Origin of the sequence: Pseudomonas marincola (assembly GCF_900682675.2) — a bacterium.
GTDB classification, from domain to species: domain Bacteria; phylum Pseudomonadota; class Gammaproteobacteria; order Pseudomonadales; family Pseudomonadaceae; genus Aquipseudomonas; species Aquipseudomonas marincola.
The window spans coordinates 1445747-1458769 of record NZ_LR215729.2; the positions used below are offsets into that span (position 1 = coordinate 1445747).

Here is a 13023-nt window from a genome sequence, read left to right on the forward strand (position 1 = left end):
TGGTTACAAAGCAAGCTAGCTATTTGTCTAATCGTCGACTGGCATGCTCAGCGGCTTATTCAACGCCGACAAATCCGCCGGTTTGATGCTGCCAGAGTCGCGCGTACAGCCCACCTTTGGCGATCAACTCGGCATGAGTGCCGGTTTCGACAATGTGGCCCTGATCAATCACCACAAGGCGATCCATGCGGGCGATAGTCGACAGCCTGTGGGCAATGGCGATTACCGTTTTTCCCTGCATTAACGTGTCGAGGCTTTCCTGAATGGCCACTTCAATTTCTGAGTCCAGCGCCGAAGTGGCTTCATCCAGCACCAGAATCGGCGCGTCTTTGAGCAACACCCGGGCGATTGCAATGCGCTGGCGCTGGCCGCCTGAGAGCTTGACCCCGCGCTCGCCAACCTGAGCATCGAGGCCTTTGCCGCCCTGATTGTCATCAAGTGCCTTGATGAAGTCCTCGGCGTGGGCCTGACGCATTGCTGCGTCCAGCTCGCTGTCGCTGGCCGCGGGACGGCCGTAACGCAGGTTGTCGCGAATAGAACGATGCAGCAGGGCGGTGTCCTGAGTGACTACGCCAATTTGTGCGCGCAGGCTTTCCTGGGTCACATTGGCGATGTCCTGGCCGTCGATCAGAATGCGTCCGGTTTGCAGGTCGTAGAGGCGCAACAGCAAGCTGACCAAGGTTGACTTGCCTGCCCCAGAGGGGCCGATAAGGCCGATCTTTTCACCGGCCTCAATGTGCAAACTCAGGTCGCTGATGACCCCTGCGGTTTTGCCGTAGTGAAAGCCGATGCTGTCGAACTGCACACTGCCGTGGCGCACGTTGAGTGGTTGAGCGTCTTCGCGATCCTGTACCTCGCGGGGCTGCACAATCGCTTTCATGCCGTCTTGCACGGTGCCGACGTTCTCGAAAATGCCATTGACCACCCACATGATCCACTCCGCCATGCTGTTGATGCGGATCACCAGTCCCAGCGCCAGGGCGATTGCGCCTGTGCTGATTAACTGATTGCTCCACAGCCACAAGGCGAGGGCGCCGGTCGCACCGATCAGCAGCCCATTGATGGCCGTGACGCTGACATCCAAGGCGGTCACCGTGCGGGTTTGAATGCGCACCTTGTCGAGCAACTCTTGCATCGCTGAGCGCGCATAGTTTTGCTCTTCACGGGTGTGGGCAAACAGCTTGAGGGTGCTGATATTGCTGTAGCCGTCGACCACACGGCCCATCAGTTTGGAGCGCGCGGCCGAGGCGGTGGCTGAGCGCTGCTTGATACGCGGGACGAAATAGGTCAGCAATAAGCAGTAGGCCAAAATCCACACAAGCAACGGCACCATCAGCCGCCAGTCCGCTTCGGCAAACAGATAAAGCGCGCCGGCGGCATAGATCACCACATGCCACAGCGCCTCGATCACCTGCATTGCCGAGTCGCGCAACGACGGCCCTGTCTGCATGATGCGTTGAGCGATACGCCCGGCAAAGTCGTTCTGAAAGAAACGCAGGCTTTGCTTGAGTACGTAGCGATGGCTTTGCCAGCGAACCAGGTTGGTCAGGTTGGGCGTAATCGCCTGATTGCCGAGTAGATCGTGCAGGCCAAATACCACGGGGCGGATGATCATCACCACGCAGAGCATCCACAGCAATTCGTTGCGATAGCGGCTGAAAAATTCGCTGCTTGGCGTGGCCTGGGCCATGTCGATTAGTTGCGCTACAAAGTTAAGCAGCGAAACTTCGATAAGCGCACCGAAGACACCGACGATGAGCAAGGCGAGGAAGAGTGGCCAGACCTGCTTCAAATAGTGCCAGTAGAAACCCGCAATGCTGCGCGGCGGCGCTTCATCAGCCGTGTTCTTGAAGACATCGACCCGCGACTCGAAAAAACGAAATAGCATCAGCGCCGTCCTGGCTGAAGGGAATGGGCTTTAGCCTATCAGGGAGTAGTCGTTTGTGGCGGGAATCTGGCCGGGCAATTGAATGTGCCCGGTCAGAAGGGTGCAACGAAGATTTACAGGCGCTTGATGTCGACGATCATCACTGGCGTTTGCGGCACGTTGGGCATGCCGGCACGGGTGCCAGTCGGGACTTGGGCGATCTTGTCGACCACTTCCATGCCTTTGGTTACCTTGCCGAATACGGCGTAGCCAAAGTCACGCGAGCCGTTGTCGAGGAAGGCGTTGTCCTTGTGGTTGATGAAGAACTGACTGGTGGCCGAGTCGACAACCTGAGTGCGGGCCATGGAGATGGTGCCGCGCACGTTGTGCAGACCGTTATTGGCCTCGTTCTTGATCGATGGCTGGGTTTGCTTTTGTTTCATGTTGGCATCGAAACCGCCGCCCTGAATCATGAAGCCGGGGATGACCCGGTGAAATTGGGTGTTACGGTAGTACCCGGTATCCACGTAGTTGAGGAAGTTCTTCACGCTCAACGGCGCTTTTTCCTGATTCAGTTCAATCTCGATTTCACCCAGGCTGGTGGTCATCAGCACCTTGGGATTTTCAGCGGCCAGCAGGCTAGTCGCCAGGAGCATGGAGCAGGCAGCAAGGACGAGTCTTTTCAACATTCGGGTAGATCCTTATGCGGGGTTTTTGTTGATTGTGTCGACTTCCGAAAGAAAGGCAAGCAAGCGTTTATTGAATTCCAGTGGCTGATCCATCGGCGTTGCGTGGCGCGAGTCGCTGATGACTTCGAGGCGTGCATTAGGCATCTCGCTGACGTAGGCCTGTTTCAGTGCGACTGGCGTGTAGTCTTTGTCAGCGCTGATCACCAGCGTAGGACAGGTGATTCGTGCAAGGTGTTCCCTGACGCCCCAGCCAATAATGGCGTTGAGACTGGCCAGATAAGCGCGCTTGTCGTTGCGCGGCCAGCGTTCCTCGACCTTTCTGCGCAGGTCGGCTTGTTCCGGCTTGGGAAACAGCAGCTTGCCCAGCGCCTTGCCCAGAGTTTCCAGGCTCATGACCCGAGCCAGCGTCCAGCGCTTGGCGATCTGAATGTAATCCGCCGGCTTCTTGGCTTTGACCTCGGGGCTGCTGTTGATAATGGTCAGGCTGCTGAGCAGTTCGACGTTCTGGCTGGCGATTTGAAAGCCGATCATGCCGCCCATGGAAATCCCAACCAGATGCACGGGCGGCAAGTTCAGGTGTTCGATCAGCGCCACCACATCGGCTGCGAAAATTTCCATGCTGTAGGCTTCGCGGGGTTTGTCTGAGCGGCCATGGCCGCGCAGATCGATAGCGAAAACATGATAGTGACGGGCCAACTCGCCTATCTGGTATTCCCAGTCCAGTGTGCTGGAGCCCAGCCCGTGCACCAGCAGCAGGGGTTTGCCTTCACCGTATTCTTCGTAGTGCAGCTGGCAACCATCATTATCGAAATAGGACATGGGGTCTGTTCCTTCAGACTGGGGAGGGTGGGGATGCAAATTCTGCGTTGAGCGGCGCCGCGTCGAATTTTTGAATCAGTTCGACAAGAATCTGCGTTGCCGGACCCAGCGGCTTCTCCTTGTCCGAATAGAGAAAGAATGTCGGGTTGCGGTTGCCGCCCTGATCCAGCGGTAATGGTTTCAGCTGACCGTCGTTGAGTTCACGTGCAATGACGTGGCGCGGCAGCCAGGCAAACCCCAGCCCGCTGCTAACGAAGGCGGCGGCGGTGGCCAGGCTGCCGACCGTCCAGCGTTGTTCGGCGCCCAGCCAGCCAACGTCGCGTGGCTGCAAGCGGCCCGAGTCACGAATGACCACCTGCATTTGCGATTCGAGGTCCTGAAAGGTCAGTTGCCGGCCGAGGCGATGTAATGGGTGATCCGGGTGGGCGACGGCGATGAATTCGACTGAGCCCAGTTCTGCGCCCAGATAACCCTGAATGTTGAAGCCGCAAATGGCCAGATCGGCTGTGCCTTCCTTGAGAATTTCCTCGACTCCCGAAAGCACTTCTTCGCGCAGACGAACCCGGCAGCCACGGCTTTGTGGCATGAAGGCGGTGAGGGCGCGAACCAGTTTGGCGTTGGGGTAGGCCGCATCCACAACCAGACGGACTTCGGCTTCCCAGCCTTGCTCCATGTGATGGGCCAGGTCTTCCAACTGGCTGGCTTGTTTGACCAGTTGCCGCGAGCGGCGCAGCAAAACATCGCCGGCCTCGGTCAGCACCGCTTTACGGCCATCGATGCGCAGCAACGGTACGCCGAGCTGGTCCTGCATTCGTGCGACGGTGTAGCTGACAGATGATTGCGAGCGATGGAGGATTTCCGCCGCCTGGGCAAATCCACCCTGATCGACTACCGCTTGTAATGTTCGCCATTGATCGAGGGTTACGCGCGGCGCTTTCATGGGTCGTGTGTTCCTTATTCAGCAGGCTAATTCGGGTTTATAGATCAGCTCGGGTGCACACCGGGAGCATCTCGCTCTACACTGGCGGCTACTTCCAGGAGCCAGAACATGAAAAAAATTTGTTGCGCACTGATTGCACTTTTACCGCTAACGGCCTTCGCCTACCCGATCGAAATTGATAAAAAACTCAACGGTGCCGAGGTTTCAGTGACCGGCCTTGAGATCGACGACAGCATGGGCGCGGTTGTTCTTTACAACTACGGCCAGGCTGACGCCAAGTGCAAAGCCACCTTCCGCAACGGACCAGAAGCCCCGCGTACCCGCAGCGCCGCGTTGTCTGGTGGCGAAGACACCAATTTATCGATCAAATTCTCTCGTAAAATTATCAAGCTGCGCGTAAGCGTCGTCTGTGAAGTTGAGAGAAACGGCTGAAATGTGCGCGTAAATTGGCTTAAGCCAGACTAGAGCCCGCTCGCTTATAAATCAATATTGTCGATTGGTTAAAGCAATATATTGCGCTTTTTAATCGATTTTAACCTGATTAGTCTTAGCTCCATCGACAACAAACATCCCTCGATGGAGTCAAACAGTATGGCTAATGTTCTGGTAATCGAAAGCAGTGCGCGCAAGCAAGGTTCTATCTCTCGTCAACTGACCGCAGACTTCGTTGCGCAGTGGCAAGCCGCTAATCCGGCGGATCAAATCACCGTTCGTGATCTGGCGGTTGATCAGGTTCCGCACCTGGACAGCAACCTGCTGGGCGGCTGGATGACTCCGGCGGATCAGCAAAGCGCTGCCGAACAGGCTGCGCTGAAGCTTTCCAATACCCTGACGGATGAAGTATTGGCCGCCGATGTGCTGGTGCTGGCTGCGCCGATGTACAACTTCGCCATTCCGAGCACCCTCAAGTCCTGGCTCGACCACGTGTTGCGCGCCGGTGTGACCTTTAAGTACACCGAGAACGGCCCGCAAGGTCTGTTGACTGGCAAGCGCGCCTTTGTGCTGACCGCACGCGGTGGCGTTTACGCTGGCAGCGCACTGGATCATCAGGAACCCTATCTGCGTCAGGCGCTGGGCTTTATCGGCATCCACGATGTCAGCTTCATTCACGCCGAAGGCTTGAATCTGGGTGAAGAGCATCAGCAAAAAGGTATCTCTGCGGCCAAGGCGAAAATGGCTGAAGTGGCTTGAGCCAAGCCTTCACGCTGACAGCTGCACACATCAGCTAGCTTTCGTCGCAAGCTGATTTGCAAACCGGGCAAGGCGCTTCAACTCCTGCAGGGAGGTTGAGTCGGCTTGCCCGGTTTTTTATCGGCGATTTTTTTCGCAGCGCCTCACGATTGTTCAATTGCCACGGACACGCTAAGGTCGCCGCCTGCAAAAGGGGTGGCCATGCGATATCTAGTTTTTGTAACCGTGCTGTGGGCGTTTTCATTCAGTTTGATCGGCGAATATCTGGCCGGTCAGGTCGACAGTTATTTTGCCGTGCTGACCCGCATCGTCATTGCCGGCTTGGTGTTTCTGCCGATGACGCGCTGGCGTGGCGTCGAGCCGCGTTTTATTCAGGGCATGTTGGTGATTGGCGCCCTGCAGTTCGGTATCACCTACGTGTGCCTGTACCTGAGTTTCAGTGTGCTCAGCGTGCCCGAAGTCTTGCTGTTCACCATTCTTACGCCGCTGCATGTGACCCTGATTGAGGATGCGATTAATCGGCGTTTCAATCCGTGGGCGCTGCTCGCCGCTGTGGTTGCGGTATTCGGGGCGGCGATTATTCGCTTCGACCACATCAGTGCGGATTTCTATTACGGCTTCTTCTTGCTGCAAATCGCCAATGCCACCTTTGCTGCCGGGCAGGTTTTCTACAAGCACCTGCTGCAGCGCTTCCCGTCGCCGATTCCTCAGCATCGGCGTTTCGGTTATTTCTACCTCGGTGCGTTGGCCGTCGCGTTGCCGGCATTCCTGCTGTTCGGCAACAGCGAAAAGCTGCCGCACACGGTCACGCAATGGACGGTTTTGTCGTGGCTTGGCCTCGTGGCGTCGGGTCTTGGTCTTTACTGGTGGAATAAAGGTGCGAGTCTGGTCGACGGTGGCACGTTGGCTGTGATGAATAATGCGCTGGTGCCGGCTGGATTGCTGGTCAACCTGTTGCTGTGGAACCGCGATGCCGATTTACTCCGGTTGAGCATCGGCGGCGCGGTGATTGCACTTTCCCTGTTCATAACCCGCCAAGGCATGATGCCTGGCGCCAAGGTTAGCGGATGAATCTTTCGGGTCGTGGGGTGACGTTTTCGGTCGGCGCCTCCATTTTATTTGCGCTTATTCCTGGCTATGTGCAATGGCTGGCACCGCTGGACGGTGTGCAGGTTTTTGCGCAGCGGGTGTTGTGGTCAATACCGGCGATTCTGTTGCTGGTGCTGTTGACCCGCCAGTGGCCGCTGTTGCGCGGCGCTTTCACGCGATTAAGGCGTGAACCCAAGCTGATGTTGGCGTTGCCGGTTGCCGCCATTCTTATTGGCATTCAGTGGGGCTTGTTTGTCTGGGCGCCGCTGTCCGGCAAAATGCTCGATGTGTCGATGGGCTATTTTCTCCTGCCACTGGCCATGGTGTTGTCCGGGCGGGTTTTCTACGGTGAGCGCTTGCGGCCGCTGATCAAGATTGCCGTGTTCTTTGCCGCCTGCGGCGTGGCACATGAGCTGTGGCGTACGCAGGCATTTTCTTGGGTAACGCTGGTGACTGCTTTGGGTTATCCGCCTTACTTCATGCTGCGTCGCTGGATGGCGCTGGATTCTTTGTCCGGCTTCATCCTCGAAATGCTGGTGCTGGCGCCGTTGGCCATCTGGATCATTGTCGCTTTCGGGCCTGAGGCGGCTTTCACCGAAGCGCCGCAATTGTGGTTGCTGCTGCCGGGGCTGGGATTACTCGGAACGTTGGCCTTCGCGGCCATGTTGGTTGCCAGCCGACTGCTGCCGATGGGGCTATTCGGAATTCTCGGTTACGTCGAGCCGGTGCTGTTATTCGCTGTTTCGTTGTTGTTTCTGGGCGAAAGTATTGATAGCCAGCAACTCATCACCTATGTGCCGATCTGGATTGCGGTGATTCTGGTTGCACTTGATAGTACGCGTCTGCTGATTAAACAGCAGCGCAAGAAACTGATCTGAAGACTGATTCTCAAGGAGTAATGCGGTGCAGGTAAATGCCGATATCAACAAGCGTGTGGTCGTCGACAGCAACACGCTGGAGTGGCTGCCTTCACCCCTTGCCGGTGTAGAGCGGCGCCCGCTGGAGCGCTTTGCTGCCGAGAGCGGTAAGGCCACCTCAATCGTACGGTACGCGCCCGGCTCAAGCTTTCGCAGCCACAGTCATCCTGCGGGCGAGGAGATTCTGGTGCTCGACGGCACGTTTACCGATGAGTTTGGCGAGTATCCGCGCGGTTTCTGGATCAAGAATCCACCGGGCAGCCAGCATGCACCGGCGAGCCCAGACGGCTGTTTGCTGTTGGTCAAACTCTGCTACCAGCAACCCGATGATCAAGCGGTAAAGCGCATTGATACCCGCAGCGCCGAGTTTCAACCGGGGCTGGTGCCGGGTTTGAGCGTGTTGCCGCTCGACAGCTTCGCCACCGTGCACACGGCCTTGGTGCGCTGGGCGCCAGGCACTCAATTCAAGGCGCACCGGCACATGGGCGGCGAGGAAATTCTGGTGCTCGAAGGGGTATTTCAGGACGAGTTCGGTGATTATCCGGCGGGCACCTGGCTGCGTAATCCGCATGGCTCTGTGCACACGCCGTATTCAACTGAAGGCTGCCTGATTTACGTGAAGGTCGGGCATCTCATTGAGACGCCCGCTGCGGATCAGTCGAGTACGTTTCTCAGTACTTCGTAAATCACCCCGGTCGCCAGCGTGACCAGCACCACGTCGGTACCGGCCTGGCGCCATTCGTAGCCGTCATAGCGCGGCAGCTTGCCGATCAGGCGATTATCAAACTTCTTGGCGATGCCCGGCGGCAGCGGTTTACCACGCGCAAGGTTCTTGGCAATGCCGGGCGGCAGCGAACTGGCCGGGCCGATCAGGTCGCGGTTATCACCCAGAATGACGCGCACGCGGCCAATATCGATGGACGGCCCATTAAGGTTGATGCTGATGTCGCTGTCATGGTTGCCGCCATGCTTGTCGTGCTTGGGGGCGGCCAATACAGGCTGAGCACCCAGCGCGATTGCGAGGCTGACAGTAACGAACAGGCTTGATGACCCGAGCATAAATATCTCCAGAAATTGTCTTGTACGATCTTCGACAAGCAAATATCAGTGTATATCCATGAATAATTACGGCAAATCTGTAAAGAAACTCGGCCAACGCTCAGGAAAACGTTACGCTATACGGCTGAGTCCAGTTTTTTTGTCGAGGTTACCCCGTGTTTTCCCAATTCGCCCTGCATGAACGCCTGCTTAAAGCCGTGGCCGAGCTTAAATTTGTCGAGCCTACTCCGGTGCAGGTGGCGGCTATTCCGGCTGCCCTGCAAGGCAATGACCTGCGGGTAATTGCACAGACTGGCAGCGGCAAGACCGCCGCCTTTGTATTGCCGATGCTCAGCCGCCTGCTCGGCGACGGTGGCTCGCAGCCGCGTGTGTGCCTGCGCGCGATGATCCTGCTGCCAACCCGCGAGCTGGCGCAACAAACCCTCAAGGAAGTTGAGCGCTTTGCTCAGTTCACCTTCCTCAAGGCTGGCCTGATCACCGGCGGTGAAGACTTCAAACAGCAGGCAGCGATGTTGCGTCGTGTGGATATTCTGATCGGCACCCCTGGTCGCCTGATCGAACATGCCAACGCCGGCAACCTGTTGCTCGATGAAGTTGAAGTGCTGGTGCTAGACGAAGCCGATCGCATGCTCGACATGGGTTTTGCCGAAGATGTCGAACGTCTGGCCGGGCTGTGCAACGGTGAGCACCAGACGCTGTTGTTCTCTGCCACCAGTGGCGGTGCAGGGCTGCGTGAGATGGTCAGCAAGGTGCTGAAAGATCCAACTCATTTGCAGCTCAACAGCGTCAGCCAGCTCAATGAAGGCACGCGCCAGCAAATCATCACCGCCGACCATAACTACCACAAGGAATTGCTGGTCGACTGGTTGCTGGCCAACGAGACTTACGACAAGGCGATTATCTTCACCAATACCCGCGTACAGGCTGATCGTCTGTACGGCAAACTGGTTGCGCGCGATTACAAAGCGTTCGTCTTGCATGGTGAAAAGGATCAGAAAGACCGCAAGCTGGCGATTGATCGCTTGCGTCAGGGCGCGGTGAAGATTCTGGTGGCAACCGACGTCGCCGCCCGTGGTCTGGACGTTGACGGGCTGGATCTGGTGATCAACTTCGACATGCCGCGCTCGGGCGATGAATACGTGCATCGAATCGGTCGTACCGGCCGTGCCGGTGGCGAAGGTCTGGCAATCTCGTTGATCTGCCACAACGACTGGAACCTGATGTCGAGCATTGAGCGCTACCTCAAGCAGCGTTTCGAGCGTCGTAACATCAAGGAGCACAAAGGCCTGTATCAGGGTCCTAAGAACCTCAAGGCGTCTGGCAAGGCGGCCGGCACCAAGAAGAAAAAGACCGACGCTAAAACCGGCAAGAAGGCCGCTGCGAAAAAACCGGCAGCCAAGTCGCCAAGCAAGCGCAACACGATCAACAAGCCAAAGTCCGACGCGCCAGTATTGGTGAGTAAAGACGGCTTGGCCCCGCTCAAGCGCCGCAAACCGGCCGAGCCAGGCGCCGAGTAATCACGCGCGCAGGCAATAGAAAACCCGCATCGCAGCGGGTTTTTTATTGCCTGCACAAACCGCTAGCGGCTTAGGGGTTGCCCGGTTTAGGGTCGTCGAGCAATGCTTCGGGTTCAATTTCGGGGGCGCCATCTTCTTGCTGCGCCGCCAGCAGCTTGGCGTTGAGCGGCACCGTGTCGACACTGAAGTCGATGATCTCGATGGCGCCATTGCCCTGGCCGAGCAGATGAAACGAGAACGCCTTGCGAGCATCCAGATTGTCGAACGCAAACTCGACTTCCAGTGGCTGGTCGGCGGTGAGAATTGGCAACTCGGGAATCGGCAGGCTTACATCGCGTTCGTATTCCTTGGCCTTGAGTTGCAGGTGAGCGCCTGCGGCGTCGAGGCCTACCGCACGAATGCGCAAGGTAACCTGAGTGTGGCTGCCTTTGGGAAGCAGCAGGTATTGTGCGCCAACCAGATTGTCGGCCCAGTCATTGCCGGGCTCAACGCTTAATTTGATTGGCCGGTTGTTGGCGAACTGGTAGCTCAGGCTGCTTTGATTGTGCTGCAGCGATTGATCCAGCAAGGCTGCCCGTTGGCTCAATGCCTGCGCTTGTACACCGGTAAAGCGGCCCAGATACTCAGCGCGGTCGCTGATGAACCGCGTGCTGGCGTAGCGCCGGCAGACATTCTGAAAGTCGCACTCGGTCAGGACCGTGCCGTCATGTTCGCGCAGGAGCCCATTGGTGTAGGAAATGATCGAGCGGCCCGTGCTGTAGTCGCGCAACATGGAGCGACCAATCAAGTCTTGTGGCGGCGCCAGGCCCAGATAGTCGAGTATCGAGACAGTCAGGTCGACGTGGCCATAGGTTCCGGTTTTAAGCGCGGGTAATTGTTCTTGCTCGGGCGCCAGAATCAGGTTGAAACCCCAGGCTGAGGCAAGACGGACATTTTCGATGCCGTGCGATTCATCCGAGGTGACGATAACCAGCGTGTCCTTGAGTACGCCACGGGCTTTGAGACCGTCGAGGAAGTCGCTAATGGCGTCATCGAGGTAGGCCACCGCCGCTTGTTTGGGCGTGCTGTAGCGTTGCAGGTAGTCTGCTGGCGCCGAATAGGGCTGGTGCGTGCCCACCGTCAGCAGCGTCAGCATCCAGGGTTTATCTGGCGTTTGGCGCAGTTGCTCGATGTAGTTCAGGGCGCCTTCGAAGTAGGCCTTGTCATCCATGCCCCAGGGAAATTCCAGGTACGCATCATTCTTGAACCAGTCGCGGCCCAGCGTCTTCTCAAAGCCCATGCGCGGCATGATCTGATCTTTGGCCATGAAGCGCAGGCCTGCGCCTTGCAAGTAGTGGGTGCTGAAACCGTTCGCGCGCAACTGGGCGGGCAGGCAGTGTTCACTGCGTTGGGCCTGGCCCAGTAACTCGACGCCTTTGGGGGTGCCCGAGTCGAGCTTGGCGTAATCACCGCAGAGCATCGCGTAGAGGCCGCGAATAGTCTGATGACTGTGCAGTACATAATCGCTGGTGAGCATGCCGCGATGCGCCCAAGCGCTGAGGCGCGGCATCAGGTCTTCGTGATAACGGCTGCGCAATGCATGGCGGCTCGGTTCGATATACGCGCCGGGTATGCCCTCCAGCGTGACAATCAATACGTTGCGCGCTTTACCCGGCCCGCTGAGCAACGGTGCGCCGTTGAGGTCAAGGCGCGACAGGGCGCTGATATCCACCGCAACGGGTGGTTGATCGCCATTCAACATCGAGTCGAGCTGCGCGCTCGCGCTGTTGATACCGGCGACCAGCAGCTTGTGCGGCAAGTTGAATTGAGCCCACTGCGCAGCGTCGCTGGGGATTCGCGCCTGCAACAGGTTATGGCTGATAAACAGCGTTAGCGGCAGCAGTAACCAGCGCAGGCGCACCGGTTGAACGCCTGCTTTGCGTTGGCGAAATTGTAGCAGCGCAAAAACCAGTAGATTGAGCAGCAAGACGCCCGCCAGCACAGGGTGATTGAGCCCGTTGCCTTCAGTCGAGCGGCTGACAAACTGGGCATCTGTCAGATAATGCAGATCACCGACTTCGGGCATGCGCCCGACAGCGCTGATCAGCTCAGCACTGCTTAAGGTCAGCACACTCCAGAACAGCGCAATCGGCACACTCAGCCAAAGGCTGCGGCGCGCCAGCAGAATCAGCAGTGCGCTGCCGATTGTAAGGTCCGACAGATAGCCGAAGGGTTGCGTCCAGCCGAAGAAATAACGGCTGAGCATAGGGATTAGCAGGAGCAGGGAGGCTAAGGCCAGCGATGCACTGATAGGCTGTTGCAGCCAGCGGCTGAGAAAACGCACGGAAACTCCAATGACATGGCCTGCAGATTGTCGGCAATGCCAGATTTACCACGAAGGTGGGTTGCCATAATTTTGAAACATGCGCGAGCCAACTGCCAGTAGCCGTTGCAAATATATGTGGGGCGGTGGGGTCGTGGGCTGGAGCGGTAGTCAGCGCTTTGTCGTTGCGAGCAAAACGCTAAGGAACCTCTGGAAAAGTACTGCGCTCGGGTTGGCGATTGAAAGTGCAGCTATGTGCAGCTTTCATGCGGTGCGTTCCCGTCGCTCGCTAGCTTTTTCAGAGGCTCCCTAATAATCAGCTGTAAATAAGTCGGCGTGAGCGGGCTTATTTCTTGCCGATGGTGATTTGCTTGCTAGCGCCGTAGACCTGGCCGCTGACGCCTTTGGCGATCTGCTGGATTTCACCGCCGGCCTTGAGGAAGTTAGCAATCTGCGCGTCGATCGAAGCGCTGGTTTCTACTGCTGGGGCGGGCTTGGGCTTGCTGTTGGATGCTTTTACGCGCATGACGGCCATTAACCTGTTTAAAAATTAATTTGGCCGAAGATTGTACACTAAATACTTGACAATATCTTTATAAATACACTCCGAAATTAAATGCAGGCTTTTTTAAA

General features: G+C 57.2%; 13 protein-coding genes. 6 read left to right on the forward strand and 7 right to left on the reverse strand.

What is annotated here, in order from left to right; genetic code table 11:
- Window positions 1-55: 55 nt before the first annotated feature.
- The 4 genes from PMYSY11_RS06655 to PMYSY11_RS06670 all read right to left on the reverse strand — a co-directional run bounded on the left by PMYSY11_RS06655 (window position 56) and on the right by PMYSY11_RS06670 (window position 4315).
- Window positions 56-1888, reverse strand: coding sequence for an ABC transporter ATP-binding protein (locus PMYSY11_RS06655; protein WP_150548669.1), 1833 nt, complete (start codon window positions 1886-1888; stop codon window positions 56-58).
- 113 nt (window positions 1889-2001) lie between these two features.
- Window positions 2002-2556: a peptidylprolyl isomerase gene (locus PMYSY11_RS06660; RefSeq protein ID WP_069901515.1), complete on the reverse strand. Its 555-nt coding sequence runs from the start codon at window positions 2554-2556 to the stop codon at window positions 2002-2004.
- A gap of 12 nt (window positions 2557-2568) precedes the next feature.
- Complete coding sequence (locus PMYSY11_RS06665; protein ID WP_069901516.1) at window positions 2569-3375, reverse strand: alpha/beta fold hydrolase; 807 nt, start codon at window positions 3373-3375, stop codon at window positions 2569-2571.
- Window positions 3376-3388: 13 nt separating this feature from the next.
- On the reverse strand, window positions 3389-4315 hold the full coding sequence (locus tag PMYSY11_RS06670) for a LysR family transcriptional regulator (RefSeq protein ID WP_069901517.1): 927 nt from the start codon (window positions 4313-4315) through the stop codon (window positions 3389-3391).
- A gap of 108 nt (window positions 4316-4423) precedes the next feature.
- On the opposite strand from PMYSY11_RS06670, the gene PMYSY11_RS06675 reads away from it, so the two are divergent.
- The 5 genes from PMYSY11_RS06675 to PMYSY11_RS06695 all read left to right on the forward strand — a co-directional run bounded on the left by PMYSY11_RS06675 (window position 4424) and on the right by PMYSY11_RS06695 (window position 8197).
- Window positions 4424-4747: a 3-phosphoglycerate kinase gene (locus PMYSY11_RS06675; protein ID WP_150548670.1), complete on the forward strand. Its 324-nt coding sequence runs from the start codon at window positions 4424-4426 to the stop codon at window positions 4745-4747.
- Between the two features lie 159 nt (window positions 4748-4906).
- A complete protein-coding gene (locus PMYSY11_RS06680; protein ID WP_150548671.1) occupies window positions 4907-5506 on the forward strand; it encodes an FMN-dependent NADH-azoreductase in 600 nt (199 codons plus the stop codon).
- 201 nt (window positions 5507-5707) lie between these two features.
- Window positions 5708-6577, forward strand: coding sequence for a carboxylate/amino acid/amine transporter (locus PMYSY11_RS06685; protein ID WP_150548672.1), 870 nt, complete (start codon window positions 5708-5710; stop codon window positions 6575-6577).
- Window positions 6574-7473 (forward strand): EamA family transporter RarD, encoded by a 900-nt coding sequence (gene rarD, locus PMYSY11_RS06690; RefSeq protein ID WP_069901521.1) that lies wholly within the window; start codon window positions 6574-6576, stop codon window positions 7471-7473. Before PMYSY11_RS06685 ends, rarD begins: the two co-directional genes overlap by 4 nt.
- A 25-nt stretch (window positions 7474-7498) precedes the next feature.
- Entirely contained in the window at window positions 7499-8197 is a 699-nt protein-coding gene (locus PMYSY11_RS06695) for a cupin domain-containing protein (RefSeq protein WP_150548673.1), read from the forward strand.
- On the opposite strand, the gene PMYSY11_RS06700 is transcribed toward PMYSY11_RS06695, so the two are convergent.
- Window positions 8167-8571, reverse strand: coding sequence for an anti-virulence regulator CigR family protein (locus tag PMYSY11_RS06700; RefSeq protein WP_150548674.1), 405 nt, complete (start codon window positions 8569-8571; stop codon window positions 8167-8169). The two genes, PMYSY11_RS06695 and PMYSY11_RS06700, sit on opposite strands and share 31 nt — an antisense overlap.
- A 155-nt stretch (window positions 8572-8726) precedes the next feature.
- On the opposite strand from PMYSY11_RS06700, the gene PMYSY11_RS06705 reads away from it, so the two are divergent.
- Window positions 8727-10088, forward strand: coding sequence for a DEAD/DEAH box helicase (locus tag PMYSY11_RS06705; protein ID WP_069901524.1), 1362 nt, complete (start codon window positions 8727-8729; stop codon window positions 10086-10088).
- A gap of 70 nt (window positions 10089-10158) precedes the next feature.
- Here the strand turns inward: PMYSY11_RS06705 and PMYSY11_RS06710 are convergent, their stop codons facing one another.
- Both PMYSY11_RS06710 and PMYSY11_RS06715 read right to left on the reverse strand, forming a co-directional pair.
- On the reverse strand, window positions 10159-12411 hold the full coding sequence (locus tag PMYSY11_RS06710) for an LTA synthase family protein (RefSeq protein ID WP_150548675.1): 2253 nt from the start codon (window positions 12409-12411) through the stop codon (window positions 10159-10161).
- A gap of 325 nt (window positions 12412-12736) precedes the next feature.
- Complete coding sequence (locus tag PMYSY11_RS06715; protein WP_170827792.1) at window positions 12737-12925, reverse strand: hypothetical protein; 189 nt, start codon at window positions 12923-12925, stop codon at window positions 12737-12739.
- Between the last annotated feature and the right edge of the window lie 98 nt (window positions 12926-13023).

Bases quoted from the DNA above. Each gene is read 5' to 3' on its own strand.
- PMYSY11_RS06655 (WP_150548669.1), bottom strand. From the start codon at position 1,888: ATGCTATTTCGTTTTTTCGAGTCGCGGGTCGATGTCTTCAAGAACACG.
- PMYSY11_RS06660 (WP_069901515.1), bottom strand. From the start codon at position 2,556: ATGTTGAAAAGACTCGTCCTTGCTGCCTGCTCCATGCTCCTGGCGACT.
- PMYSY11_RS06665 (WP_069901516.1), bottom strand. From the start codon at position 3,375: ATGTCCTATTTCGATAATGATGGTTGCCAGCTGCACTACGAAGAATAC.
- PMYSY11_RS06670 (WP_069901517.1), bottom strand. From the start codon at position 4,315: ATGAAAGCGCCGCGCGTAACCCTCGATCAATGGCGAACATTACAAGCG.
- PMYSY11_RS06675 (WP_150548670.1), top strand. From the start codon at position 4,424: ATGAAAAAAATTTGTTGCGCACTGATTGCACTTTTACCGCTAACGGCC.
- PMYSY11_RS06680 (WP_150548671.1), top strand. From the start codon at position 4,907: ATGGCTAATGTTCTGGTAATCGAAAGCAGTGCGCGCAAGCAAGGTTCT.
- PMYSY11_RS06685 (WP_150548672.1), top strand. From the start codon at position 5,708: ATGCGATATCTAGTTTTTGTAACCGTGCTGTGGGCGTTTTCATTCAGT.
- rarD (WP_069901521.1), top strand. From the start codon at position 6,574: ATGAATCTTTCGGGTCGTGGGGTGACGTTTTCGGTCGGCGCCTCCATT.
- PMYSY11_RS06700 (WP_150548674.1), bottom strand. From the start codon at position 8,571: ATGCTCGGGTCATCAAGCCTGTTCGTTACTGTCAGCCTCGCAATCGCG.
- PMYSY11_RS06715 (WP_170827792.1), bottom strand. From the start codon at position 12,925: ATGGCCGTCATGCGCGTAAAAGCATCCAACAGCAAGCCCAAGCCCGCC.